The sequence below is a fragment of the Burkholderia plantarii genome (assembly GCF_001411805.1).
GTDB lineage: Bacteria > Pseudomonadota > Gammaproteobacteria > Burkholderiales > Burkholderiaceae > Burkholderia > Burkholderia plantarii.
Genome location: NZ_CP007212.1, coordinates 436,126 through 448,714 on the forward strand (window position 1 = coordinate 436,126; position 12,589 = coordinate 448,714).

The window sequence follows — 12,589 nt, forward strand, 5'->3', positions numbered from 1 at the left end:
AAAAATTCCAGGCATCACGCTTACAAAGCTTGCTGGCGAGTCCATTTTTTTGTAGGGGACGCACGATTTTGCCGACAAGCGCGAGGTGCAACCGAGTACACTACGCGCCGCACGGCAGGGTTGTCCCGGACCGGGCAACCCGGCCACCCAAATATGCCGGCGCGGCGGAGCCGAACGATCTTCGGCCTCGCCAGGACAAGGCTTTTTGAGAGACATAGGAGAGGTTGTGAACAGTTCTATTCAACGGAACATTGGCCCGATCGCGCTCATGCTGACGGGTCTCGGATCGATCATCGGATCCGGCTGGCTTTTCGGGGCCTGGAAAGCCGCGAAAATCGCGGGTCCCGCCGCCATCTGCGCGTGGATCATCGGCGCGGTCGTGATCTTGGCGATCGCGCTCACCTACGCGGAACTCGGCGCGATGTTCCCCGAGTCGGGCGGCATGGTGCGCTACGCGCGCTACTCGCACGGTTCGCTGGTCGGTTTCATCAGCGCCTGGGCCAACTGGATCGCGATCGTCTCGGTGATCCCGATCGAGGCCGAGGCATCGATCCAGTACATGAGCACCTGGCCGTACCAGTGGGCGCACAGCCTGTTCGTGGACGGCTCGTTGACGACACCGGGGCTGCTGTTGTCGGCGGTGCTCGTGGTCATCTACTTCATGCTGAACTACTGGGGCGTGAAGCTGTTCGCGCGCGCCAACTCGGCGATCACGGTGTTCAAGTTCCTGATCCCGGGCCTGACGATTCTCGGCCTGCTGTTCACGAGCTTCCACTCGGACAACCTCGGCATGACCACCAGCGACACGTTCGCGCCGTATGGCTGGTCGGCGGTGCTGACCGCGGTGGCCACCAGCGGCATCGTGTTCGCGTTCAACGGCTTCCAGAGCCCGGTGAACCTCGCCGGTGAGGCACGCAACCCGGCGCGCAGCGTGCCGTTCGCGGTGATCACCTCGATCCTGATCGCGCTCGTGATCTACGTGCTGCTGCAGATTGCCTACATTGGCGCGGTCGATCCGGCCGACGTCGCGAAGGGCTGGAAGCAGTTCAACTTCGCCTCGCCGTTCGCGGAACTGGCGATCGCGCTGAACCTGAACTGGCTCGCGGTCCTGCTCTACGTGGACGCGTTCATCAGCCCGAGCGGCACCGGCACGACCTACATGGCCACCACCACGCGGATGATCTACGCGATGGAGCGCAACAACACGATGCCGAAGATGTTCGGCACGGTTCACCCGCTCTACGGCGTGCCGCGCAACGCGATGTGGTTCAACCTGTTCGTGTCGTTCGTGTTCCTGTTCTTCTTCCGCGGCTGGAGCTCGCTGGCGGCCGTGATCTCGGTGGCCACCGTGATCTCGTACCTGACCGGTCCGATCAGCCTGATGGCGCTGCGCCGTTCGGCCCAGGACCTCGAGCGCCCGCTGTCGATTCCGGGCATGAAGCTGATCGCGCCGTTCGCGTTCGTCTGCGCCTCGCTGATCCTGTACTGGGCCAAGTGGCCGCTGACGGGCGAGATCATCCTGCTGATGGTCGTCGCGCTGCCGGTGTACTTCTACTTCCAGGCCAAGTCGGGCTGGGGCGGCTGGGGCAGCGACCTGAAGGCCGCCTGGTGGCTGGTGGCCTACCTGCCGGTGATGGCGATCCTGTCGCTGATCGGCAGCAAGCAGTTCGGCGGCTCGGGCGTGCTGCCCTACGGCTGGGACATGCTGATCGTCGCGCTGATTTCCCTCGGCTTCTACTTCTGGGGCGTCAACACCGGCTATCGCACGCAGTATCTGGAAGAGCGCGAGTCGCACGACGAGATCCTCGACAACATCGGCGCGTAAGCGCCGCGTTCGCCGCCCCCGCCGTCAGGCGCGGCGGCAAGGAAAAAGCCCGCCCGGGTCATGCCGGGCGGGCTTTTTTCATGGTGCGGCGCTCAGGCCGCGCCGGGCGCGAACACGTAGTTCGTCATCGCCAGCACGCGCTGGTAGGTGCCGAGTGCCTGGATGCCGAGCCGGTAGTCGTCGTCGGCCGCGCCGAGCGCCGCGAACACCGGCAGCAGGTGCTCGTCGGACGGATGCATGCGCACCGCGTGCGGCGCCTGGCGGCGATAGTCGAGCAGCGCGTCGATGTCGCGCTGCGCGAGCCGTTCCTCGAACCAGCCCGTGAATTCGTCGACGCGCGGATCGGCATCGGCCGGCGTCGCGCCGAAGTCGGCCTCGCGCAGGTTGTGCGTGATCTGGCCAGAGCCGATCACCATCACGCCCTCGTCGCGCAGCGAACGCAGCGCGCGGCCGACCCGAAAGTGATGCGCGGCGTCCGAGCGCGGCTGGATCGACAGCTGCGCGACGGGGATGTCGGCCTCGGGAAACATCAACAGCATCGGCACCCAGGCGCCGTGATCGAGCCCGTATTCGGTGGTGGCGGTGGCGATGCCGGCCTCGCCGAGCAGCGCCGCCGCCTGGCGGGCCAGCTCGGGCGCGCCGGGCGCCGGGTAGCGCAATTCGTAGAGCGCGCGCGGGAAGCCGTGAAAATCGTGGATCGTCTCGGGCCGCGTCGCGACGCTGGCGACCGGCGCGAGCGTACACCAGTGCGCCGACAGCATCAGCACCGCGCGCGGGCGCGGCAGCTCGGCGCCCAGCCGCGTGAAGGCCGGGGCCGGCAGCGACGGATCGATCGGCAGCGTCGGCGCGCCGTGGGACAGGTAGAGCGAGGGCAGGCGGTTCATGGCGGGGGACCGGGTATCGTATTGGCGTCGACTATAGGTGTTCGCGGTCTTTTGATAAATCGGCGCGGAAGGATTTGATTGATTCTTGCCGGTTTGCAATCGAGCGACGGCGATGCCATCTCGAAGCGATCGGCGCAGGGGACGGCGCCGGAGGCGGCGCGGCGCGGATGGGCGTGAACCAGGCGGGCGCCCGGCAAGGTGAAGCCGCGAAGCGAGGCGGAGGAGCGAGGTAGAGAAGCGCGCGGCTCAGCCGGCGTCGGGCAGGCCGGTCCAGGGCGCGGTGCGCGCCGCGCCGATGCCGAACATGTCGATCACGCGCGTGACGGTATGGTCGACGAGTTCGTCGATCGAGGCGGGCAGGGCATAGAACGCCGGCAGCGGCGGGAAGATCACGCCGCCCATCTCGGTAACGGCGGTCATGTTGCGCAGATGGGCGAGATTGAACGGCGTTTCGCGCACCATCAGCACGAGCCGGCGCCGCTCCTTGAGCGTGACGTCGGCCGCGCGCGCGACGAGATTGTCCGACAGCCCGTGAGCGACGCTCGCGAGCGTCTTCATCGAGCACGGCGCGATCACCATGCCGTCGGTCGCGAACGATCCCGAGGCGATGCTGGCGCCGACGTCGCGCACCGCATGGACGACGTCGGCCCGCGCGTGGACCTCGTCCTTCGACAGCTTCAGTTCGTGCTGGATGTTGAGCCAGCCGGCGGCCGACACGAGCAGGTGGGTCTCGACGCCGCCCGCCGCGCGCAGCAGTTCGAGCAGGCGAACCCCGTAGACCGCGCCGGTCGCGCCGGTGATCGCGACGATCAGGCGCCGCGGCGGCACCGGGCCTGCCGGCATCGGGCGCTCAGGCCGCGGCGAACAGTTGCTGCAGTTCGCCCGACTGGTACATCTCCATCATGATGTCCGAACCGCCGACGAACTCGCCCTTCACGTAGAGCTGGGGGATGGTCGGCCAGTTCGAGAAAGACTTGATGCCCTGGCGGATTTCGTCGTCCTCGAGCACGTTGACGGTCTTGATCTGGTCGACGCCGCAGGCCTTCAGGACCTGGATCGCGCGGCCCGAGAAGCCGCACATCGGAAACTGGGCGGTGCCCTTCATGAAGAGGACGACCGGGTGTTCGTCGACGATATGCTTGATGCGTTGTTGGGTATCCATGATGAACCTTGCGGGTGCGGGGCGTGAGAACGGAAATGATACTGGATTTCGGCCGGGCCGACCGGGCGCGGCGCGGGCCGGGGTGGGGCTGAATGGCGCCGGGTCCGGCCGTTGCGGCGCGGCTCCGTTGCGGTCTCCTTGGTTGGCCGTTCGCTCAGCCGGGCAGCCGGCCGCCCGTGGTGCGCTCGATCGAGGCCAGATCGGCGAGCGAGGCCACCTCCTCGAAGCCGGCTTGCGACAGCAGTTCGCGCACGGCCTCGGCCTGGTCGTAGCCGTGCTCGATCCAGAGTTCGCCGCGCGGCAGCAGGAACGCGCCGGCGCCGGCCACGATCCGGCGGATCGCGGCGAGGCCGTCGGCCTCGTCGGTCAGCGCGCCGCGCGGTTCGAAGCGCAGGTCGCCGGCGTCGAGATGCGGATCGTGCCGCGCGATGTAGGGCGGATTGCTGACGATGGCATGAAAGCGCGCCGCGGGGTCGAGCGCGGCGTACCAGTCGCTTTCGAGGAACGTCACGGCGCCGCCGGGGCGCGCGCCGTCGAGCAGCCGTGCCGCGTTGCGGCGCGCCACGGCGAGCGCGGCGGCCGAGCGGTCGAGCGCGGTGACGCGCGCGTCGGGCCGCCCGTCGGCGATCGCGAGCGCCACCGCGCCGCTGCCGGTGCCGAGGTCGAGCACGGCCGGCGCGGCAATGCCGTCGAGCGCGTCGAGCGCGGCCTCGACCAGCAGCTCGGTCTCGGGGCGCGGGATCAGCACGTCGGGCGTGACCTCGAACGCGAGTCCGAAGAATTCGCGCGAGCCGACCAGCTGCGCGACCGGTTCGCCGGCCACGCGCCGCGCCTCGAGCGCGAGATAGCGTTCGGCGGCGGCGGCCTCGAGCGGCGCGTCGGCGCGCGTGATCAGCTGGGTGCGGCTCCAGCCGAACGCATGCGCGAGCAGGATGCGCGCGTCGACGGCGTCGAGCGGGCTGGCACGCAGCAGGTCGGCCGCGGTGGCGGGAGAGGCCTTCATGACGATCGGCGCCGCCCGTGTCAGTCCGCGTCGCCGAGCGAGGCGAGCAGTTCGGCCTGGTGCTCGCTCGCGAGCGAGGCGATCAGCTCGTCGAGGTCGCCGTCCATGATCGCCTCGAGCCGGTACAGCGTCAGGTTGATGCGATGGTCGGTCATGCGGCCCTGCGGGAAGTTGTAGGTGCGGATCCGCTCCGAGCGGTCGCCCGAGCCGATCAGGCTCTTGCGCGTGGCGGCCTCCCTGGCGTGCTGCTCGTGATACTGCCTGTCCTTGATGCGCGCGGCCAGCACCTTCAGCGCGCGATCCTTGTTCTTGTGCTGCGAGCGGTCGTCCTGGCACTCCACCACGATGCCGGTCGGCAGGTGGGTGACGCGCACCGCCGAGTCGGTCTTGTTGATGTGCTGGCCGCCCGCGCCGGAGGCGCGGAACGTGTCGATGCGCAGGTCGGCCGGGTTGATCTCGACCTCGGCGATCTCGTCGGCCTCGGGCATCACCGCGACGGTGCAGGCCGAGGTGTGGATCCGGCCCTGCGTCTCGGTGGCGGGCACGCGCTGCACGCGGTGCCCGCCCGATTCGAACTTGAGCCGCGAATAGGCGCCGTGGCCCGCGATGCGCACGATCACTTCCTTGTAGCCGCCCAGGTCCGAGCCGCTCTCCGACATCATCTCCACCTGCCAGCGCTGGCGCTCCGCGTAGCGCAGGTACATGCGCAGCAGGTCGCCCGCGAACAGCGCCGACTCGTCGCCGCCGGTGCCCGCGCGGATTTCGACGAAGATGTTGCGATCGTCGTTCGGATCCTTCGGCAGCAGCATGGTCTGCAGCTCGGCCTCCAGCCGCGCCATCCGCTCGCGCGCCTCGCCGATCTCCTCCTCGGCGAAGTCGCGCATCGAGGCGTCGCCGAGCAGTTCCTGCGCGGTGGCTTCGTCGCCGCGCGCGAGGCGCCATTGCGCGTACTGCTCGACCACCGGGCCGATTTCGGCGTGTTCGCGCGTGAGCTTGCGGTATTGGTCGAGGTCGGCGGTGACGTTTTCGCGGCTCAGCAGTTCGTTCAGTTCGACCAGCCGGCTGGAGAGCTGGTCGAGCTTGCTTTGCATGCTCGTTTTCATGATGTGGAGCGACGCTCCCGGGCGAGGAATCGAAAAGGGGAAAGGCGGGGCCGGCCGAATGGCCGAGGGCGCGGCGGCGCTAGTTGTCGGCGCGCGGGCCGTGCGCGTAGAAGCCGCGCATCAGGTCGATCAGCTGGTCGCGTTCGGTGCCGCTGGTGCGGTTCAGCGCCGAGGTCGGGCCGTGGATCAGCTTGTTGGTGAGCGCCTGCGACAGCGCGTCGAGCACGGCGAGCGGATCGTCGCCGCGCGCGAGCATCTTCTGCGCGCGCTCGACCTCGGCGCGGCGCAGCGCGTCGGCCTGGGTATGCATGTGGCGGATGATCGGCACCACGCTGCGCGTGTCGAGCCACTGCATGAAGTTCTGCACGCGCGTCTCGATGATGGTCTCGGCCTGCGCCACGGCCGCCTGCCGCGACGCGTTGCCTTCGCGCACGATCGCGCCGAGATCGTCGACGGTGTAGAGGAACACGTCCTTGAGCTTGCCGACTTCCTGCTCGATGTCGCGCGGCACGGCCAGGTCGACCATGAAGATCGGCCGGCGGCGGCGCGCCTTCACCGCGCGCTCGACGGCGCCCAGGCCGATGATCGGCAGCGTCGACGCGGTACACGAGACGATGATGTCGAACTCGTGCATGCGGGTGGGCAGGTCCGCGAGCGGCATCGCGCGGCCGCCGAAACGCTCGGCGAGCCTCGCGCCGCGCTCGGCGGTGCGGTTCGCGACCACCAGCTCGCGCGGCTTCTGCGCGGCGAAGTGGGTCGCGCAAAGCTCGATCATCTCGCCCGCGCCGATGAACAGCACCTTCTGGTCGGCCACGTTCTCGAAGATCCGCTGCGCGAGACGCACCGCGGCCGCGGCCATCGACACCGACTGCGCGCCGATCTCGGTGGTGCTGCGCACTTCCTTGGCCACCGCGAAGGTGCGCTGGAACAGCTGGTTCAGATAGGTGCCGAGCGCGCCGGCTTCCGAGGCGGTGCGCACCGCGTCCTTCATCTGGCCGACGATCTGGGTTTCGCCGAGCACCATCGAGTCGAGCCCGGAGGCGACCCGGAACGCGTGACGCACGGCTTCGGACTGCGGCAGCGCGTAGACGTGCGGGGCCAGTTCGTCGGCCGGGATGCGATGGAATTCGGCGAGCCAGCGCACCGCCGCGTCGCGCGCGGCGCGATCGTCGGTGGCGCAGTACAGCTCGGTGCGGTTGCAGGTGGAGAGGATCGCCGCTTCGGGCGCGTTCGGCGCCTGGCGGCCCAGGAAGACGTCCTTCAGCGTGGACAGTGCAGGCTTGATCTGTTCGAGCGGAAACGCCACGCGTTCGCGCAGGGCGACAGGCGCAGTGTGATGATTGATTCCGATCGTGAGGAGCTGCATATCCGGGGGCTATCGTTTAGGTTCGCATTATAGCGTCTTACCGCTTTTGTCACCGGCAGCCGTGCCGCTGGCCGATCGACCAGCCGACGCATCCCGCGCGGCAGCCCGTCGCGCCCGTCGGACGGCGCTGCCGCGGCATTCCGGCAGGTGCGACCCGGCGTGCCTTCGGCCGAAAAATCCGTCCCGCGCGGGGAGGCGCGACGGCAGGTCGCAGCAGCTTGGCGGTACGATGCGCCGGAATCGCCGGCTTGACAACCGGGCTTGCCCGGAATTCGCGCTGTTTTTGCCTGATGTTTGGGATTGGACGGGCCATATGGCTGAAGCGGTGGAAAAAGTGACGGATCAATCGATGCGGGCCGGACGAGTCGGACGCGCGTGCGTCGGCGGCGTCGCATCGTGGCGTCGGGAATCGGTGCCGCATCGCGGTGCCGAATCAAGCCGCTGAACACGGCGCAGGATCGTGACGCGATGCGACAGGCGCGGCCCCGCCCCGCCGCACCAGCGTATTTATGTAGACTTGCCTAACGATAAGACGACCCCTAAACTCGTCCGCTGCGCGGGGGCAATTTCGTCAGCGCTATCTCAATACAATCCGAATCCTCGTCATCCCCGGGGCGCAAGCCCGCGATGCCGCGCGTTTCGTTCAGGCCCGGGGCAATGGCGATCGAAAATTCAAAAGAAGGCGCGGGATGAACTGGTTGGGAATCGTCGTCCTGGGGCTCGCCGTGGGCGGGCTCGGCTGGTGGCTGCACCCGGCCCGGGCCGGCCGGCGCGGCTGGCGCGCGGCGCTCGTCGCGGGCTTGGCCGGTGCGGCCGCCGCCCGGCTGGGCGGCAATCTCACCGGACTGTTCCACGACGGCGGCACGCTCGAATGGCCCGTCTGCGCCGCCACGGCGCTCGCCGCCGTCACGTTGACCACGGGCGCGCTCGCCCGCCGCTGAACCCACACCGATGGAATCCAACATGAACGCCCGTCATCCCGACGTCTCGCCCGTCCCCGCCCGGCTTGCCCTGTTGCGCAGCGCGATGGCGCGCGAGGGCGTCGCCGCCTGCCTCGTGCCGTCGGCCGATCCGCACCTGTCGGAATACCTGCCCGAGCACTGGCAGTCGCGCCGCTGGCTGTCCGGCTTCACGGGCTCGGTCGGCACGCTGGTGGTGACGGCCGACTTCGCCGGCCTGTGGGTCGACAGCCGCTACTGGGTGCAGGCCGCCGCGCAGCTCGACGGCACCGGCGTGCAACTGATGAAGATGATGGGCGGCCAGCAGACCCAGCCGCACGTCGAGTGGCTTGCCGAGCACGTGCCGGCGGGCGCCGCGGTCAGCGTGGACGGCGCGGTGCTCGGCGTGGCCGCCGCGCGCGCGCTGGCCGCGGCGCTTGGCGCGCGCGGCGTGGTGCTGCGCACCGACCTCGACCTGCTCGAACGGATCTGGCCGGAGCGTCCCGCGCTGCCGGTGGCGCCCGTGTTCGAACACGTCGCGCCGCACGCGCACACCGCGCGCGCCGACAAGCTCGCGCAGGTGCGCGAGGCGATGCGGGCGCAGGGCGCCGGGCTGCATTTCATCTCGACGCTCGACGACATCGCGTGGCTGTTCAACCTGCGCGGCGCCGACGTCAGCTACAACCCGGTGTTCGTCGCGCACGCGCTGATCACGGCCGACCAGGCGACGCTGTTCATCGTCGACGGCAAGCTCGACGCGGCGCTGCAGGCGTCGCTCGCGGCCGACGGCGTGACGGTGCGCGCCTACGAGGCGGCCGCGGCGGCGCTGGCCGCGCTGCCGGCCGGCAGCACGCTGCTGATCGATCCGCGCCGTGTCACGTTCGGCTCGCTGCAGGCGGTGCCGGACACGGTGCGGCTGGCCGAGGCCGTCAACCCGTCGACGTTCGCCAAGTCGCGCAAGACGCCGGCCGAGATCGCCCACGTGCGCGAGACGATGGCGCGCGACGGCGCGGCGCTGGCCGAATTCTTCGCCTGGTTCGAGGCTGCGCTCGGCCACGAGACCCTCACCGAGCTGACCATCGACGAGCAGCTGACCGCCGCGCGCGCGCGCCAGCCCGGCTTCGTGTCGCCGAGCTTCGCGACCATTGCCGGCTTCAACGCGAACGGCGCGATGCCGCACTATCGCGCGACGCCCGAGGCGCACGCGACGATCGAGGGCGACGGGCTGCTGTTGATCGACTCGGGCGGCCAGTTCGTGGGCGGCACCACCGACATCACTCGGGTGGTGCCGGTCGGCACGCCGAGCGAGGCGCAGCGGCGCGACTTCACGATCGTGCTGAAGGCGATGATCGCGCTGTCGCGCGCGCGTTTCCCGCGCGGCATCCGCTCGCCGATGCTCGATGCGATCGCACGCGCGCCGATGTGGGCCGCCGGGCTCGACTACGGCCACGGCACGGGGCACGGCGTCGGTTATTTCCTGAACGTCCACGAAGGCCCGCAGGTGATCGCGCACTACGCGGCGGCCGATCCGCAGACGGCGATGGAGGAGGGCATGATCACCTCGAACGAGCCGGGCGTGTACCGGCCGGGGCAGTGGGGCGTGCGCATCGAGAACCTGGTGCTGAACCGCGCGGCCGGGCAGACGCCGTTCGGCGATTTCCTCGAGTTCGAGACGCTGACGCTGTGCCCGATCGACACGCGTTGCGTGCTGGCCGAACTGCTCGACGCGGGCGAGCGCGCCTGGCTCGACGACTATCATGCGACGGTGCGCGAGCGCGTCGGCCCGCTCGTCACGGGGGCGGCGAAAACCTGGCTCGAGGCGCGCACCCAGCCGCTCTGACGCACCGGGCCGGATTCTGAGGAGGAACGCATGCCTGCCATCCGGGCGGTCGTGTTCGACTTCGGCGGGGTGCTGATCGACTGGAACCCCGAGTATCTGTACCGGCAGCTGATTCCCGACGCCGAGGCGCGACGGCGCTTTCTCACCGAGGTTTGCGGGATGGACTGGGTGGTGCGGCAGGACGCGGGCCAGACCATCGCGGACGGCACCGCCGAGAAGATCGCCGAGTTCCCGCAGCACGCGGCGCTGATCCGCGCGTTCTACGCGCGCTGGCCCGAGATGGTGGCGGGCCAGTTCGACGACGGCGTCGCGCTGGTCGAGCGGCTCGACGCGGCCGGCGTGCCGCTGTTCGGGCTCACCAACTGGTCGGTCGAGACGTTCCCGCATGCCTGGGAGCGCTACGCGGTGCTGCGGCGCTTTCGCGACATCGTGGTGTCGGGGCGCGTGAAGCTCGCCAAGCCCGATCCGGCGATCTACCGCGAGATGTTCGCGCGCATCGCCGCGCAGCTGCCCGGCATCGCGCCGGGTGAACTCGTGTTCGTCGACGACAACCCGCGCAACGCGCAGGCGGCCACGGCGCTCGGCTGGCACGGCATCCACCATACGGGCGTGGCGGCCACCGAGGCGCGGCTGCGCGAACTCGGCCTGCCGGCTTGAGACCTGCGAGTGCCGGCGTCTTGTCCCGGCGACGCCGCTCATGAAAAAACGGGCGAATTCGCCCGTTTTTTTCGTTGCCGCGTCGCCTGCCGGCGTGGGCCGCTCAGCGGCTGATCGGCTTGAAGCGGATCCGCTTCGGCTTGGCCGCTTCCTCGCCGAGGCGCGCGCGCTTGTCCGCTTCGTATTCCTGGTAGTTGCCGTCGAAGAACACCACCTGCGAATCGCCCTCGAACGCGAGGATGTGCGTCGCGATCCGGTCGAGGAACCAGCGATCGTGCGAGATCACCATCACCGAGCCCGCGAATTCGAGCAGCGCGTCTTCCAGCGCGCGCAGCGTTTCGACGTCGAGGTCGTTCGACGGTTCGTCGAGCAGCAGCACGTTGCCGCCGGCGATCAGCGTCTTGGCCAGGTGCAGGCGCCCGCGCTCACCGCCCGACAGGTTGCCGACGATCTTCTGCTGGTCGCCGCCCTTGAAGTTGAAGCGGCCGATGTAGGCGCGCGACGGCGTTTCGTACTTGCCCACCGTCAGCACGTCGGCGCCGCCCGAGATTTCCTCGAACACGGTCTTCTCGGCCGCGAGCGCGTCGCGGCTCTGGTCGACGTAGGCGAGCTTGACGGTCGGGCCGTGCACGATCTCGCCCGAATCCGGCTGCTCCTTGCCCGTCAGCATGCGGAACAGCGTCGACTTGCCCGCGCCGTTCGGCCCGATGATGCCGACGATCGCGCCGGCCGGGATCTTGAAGCTGAGGTCGTCGATCAGCAGGCGGTCGCCGTAGGCCTTGCTGACGTTCTTGAACTCGATCACTTCGTTGCCGAGGCGCTCGCCCGCCGGAATGAAGATTTCCTGCGTTTCGTTGCGCTTCTGGTATTCCTGGCTGCTCAGTTCCTCGAAGCGGGCGATCCGCGCCTTCGATTTCGCCTGGCGGCCCTTCGGGTTCTGGCGCACCCACTCCAGTTCCTTCTTGATCGCCTTCTGGCGCGCCGATTCGGACGCCTCTTCCTGCTTCAGCCGCTCTTCCTTCTGGTCGAGCCAGCTGCTGTAGTTGCCCTTCCAGGGGATGCCGTGGCCGCGGTCGAGTTCGAGAATCCACTCGGCCGCGTTGTCGAGGAAGTAGCGATCGTGGGTGACCGCCACCACGGTGCCCGGGAAGCGCGTCAGGAACTGTTCGAGCCACTCGACCGATTCCGCGTCGAGGTGGTTGGTCGGCTCGTCGAGCAGCAGCATGTCGGGCTTCTCGAGCAGCAGCTTGCAGAGCGCGACGCGGCGCTTCTCGCCGCCCGACAGGTGCTCGATCTTCGCATCCCAGGCCGGCAGGCGCAGCGCGTCGGCCGCGATCTCGATCTGCTGCTCGGGGCTGCCGCCGTCGGCGGTGGCGAGGATCGCCTCGTACTTGGCCTGCTCGGCCGCGAGCGCGTCGAAATCGGCGTCGGGTTCGGCGTAGGCGGCGTAGATCTCGTCGAGCTTCTTCTGCGCGCCGAACACGTCGCCGAGCCCTTCCTCCACCGCCTCGCGGACGGTCTTGGTCGGGTCGAGCTGCGGCTCCTGCGGCAGGTAGCCGATGTTCAGGTTCGGCATCGGCGTGGCTTCGCCCTCGATGTCCTTGTCGACGCCCGCCATGATGCGGATCAGCGTCGACTTGCCCGAGCCGTTCAGGCCGAGCAGGCCGATTTTCGCGCCGGGGAAGAACGACAGCGAGATGTCTTTCAGGATCTGGCGCTTGGGCGGCACGATCTTGCCGACCCGGTTCATCGTGAATACGTATTGGGCCATCTGCGTCAGTGGAACTCGTCAAGGTTGGGGCCGTCGCCGC

At 69.0% G+C, this 12,589-nt stretch carries 11 protein-coding genes; 4 read left to right on the top strand and 7 right to left on the bottom strand.

Annotated elements, in window-relative coordinates:
* Window positions 1-226 precede the first annotated feature (226 nt).
* The gene (locus bpln_RS01920) at window positions 227-1,825 is read left to right on the top strand and encodes an APC family permease (RefSeq protein WP_042623721.1); all 1,599 of its coding nucleotides are present in this window, start codon (window positions 227-229) and stop codon (window positions 1,823-1,825) included.
* 92 nt (window positions 1,826-1,917) lie between these two features.
* On the opposite strand, the gene bpln_RS01925 is transcribed toward bpln_RS01920, so the two are convergent.
* From bpln_RS01925 to hemA, 6 genes are all read right to left on the bottom strand, one after another.
* Window positions 1,918-2,709 carry a DODA-type extradiol aromatic ring-opening family dioxygenase gene (locus bpln_RS01925; RefSeq protein WP_055137960.1) on the bottom strand — a complete coding sequence of 264 codons (792 nt, stop codon included), beginning with the start codon at window positions 2,707-2,709 and terminating at the stop codon, window positions 1,918-1,920.
* Window positions 2,710-2,955: 246 nt separating this feature from the next.
* Entirely contained in the window at window positions 2,956-3,552 is a 597-nt protein-coding gene (locus bpln_RS01930; RefSeq protein WP_055137961.1) for a UbiX family flavin prenyltransferase, read from the bottom strand.
* A 7-nt stretch (window positions 3,553-3,559) separates the two neighbouring features.
* Window positions 3,560-3,871 (bottom strand): Grx4 family monothiol glutaredoxin, encoded by a 312-nt coding sequence (gene grxD / locus bpln_RS01935; RefSeq protein ID WP_042623724.1) that lies wholly within the window; start codon window positions 3,869-3,871, stop codon window positions 3,560-3,562.
* Window positions 3,872-4,025: 154 nt separating this feature from the next.
* Window positions 4,026-4,874 (bottom strand): peptide chain release factor N(5)-glutamine methyltransferase, encoded by an 849-nt coding sequence (gene prmC, locus bpln_RS01940; protein WP_055137962.1) that lies wholly within the window; start codon window positions 4,872-4,874, stop codon window positions 4,026-4,028.
* A gap of 20 nt (window positions 4,875-4,894) precedes the next feature.
* Window positions 4,895-5,977 (bottom strand): peptide chain release factor 1, encoded by a 1,083-nt coding sequence (gene prfA / locus bpln_RS01945; protein WP_042623726.1) that lies wholly within the window; start codon window positions 5,975-5,977, stop codon window positions 4,895-4,897.
* 79 nt (window positions 5,978-6,056) lie between these two features.
* Window positions 6,057-7,343, bottom strand: coding sequence for a glutamyl-tRNA reductase (gene hemA / locus bpln_RS01950; RefSeq protein WP_042623727.1), 1,287 nt, complete (start codon window positions 7,341-7,343; stop codon window positions 6,057-6,059).
* A 689-nt stretch (window positions 7,344-8,032) separates the two neighbouring features.
* On the opposite strand from hemA, the gene bpln_RS01955 reads away from it, so the two are divergent.
* Genes bpln_RS01955 through bpln_RS01965 form a run of 3 tightly spaced genes read left to right on the top strand, consistent with a single transcriptional unit; the run spans window position 8,033 to window position 10,778 of the window.
* Window positions 8,033-8,284 carry a hypothetical protein gene (locus tag bpln_RS01955; protein ID WP_055137963.1) on the top strand — a complete coding sequence of 84 codons (252 nt, stop codon included), beginning with the start codon at window positions 8,033-8,035 and terminating at the stop codon, window positions 8,282-8,284.
* A gap of 22 nt (window positions 8,285-8,306) precedes the next feature.
* Window positions 8,307-10,121, top strand: a complete 1,815-nt coding sequence (locus bpln_RS01960) for an aminopeptidase P family protein (protein ID WP_042623729.1) — start codon at window positions 8,307-8,309, stop codon at window positions 10,119-10,121.
* Window positions 10,122-10,151: 30 nt separating this feature from the next.
* Entirely contained in the window at window positions 10,152-10,778 is a 627-nt protein-coding gene (locus tag bpln_RS01965; RefSeq protein WP_042623730.1) for an HAD family hydrolase, read from the top strand.
* A gap of 103 nt (window positions 10,779-10,881) precedes the next feature.
* On the opposite strand, the gene ettA is transcribed toward bpln_RS01965, so the two are convergent.
* Complete coding sequence (gene ettA, locus bpln_RS01970) at window positions 10,882-12,549, bottom strand: energy-dependent translational throttle protein EttA (RefSeq protein WP_042623731.1); 1,668 nt, start codon at window positions 12,547-12,549, stop codon at window positions 10,882-10,884.
* Window positions 12,550-12,589 lie beyond the last annotated feature (40 nt).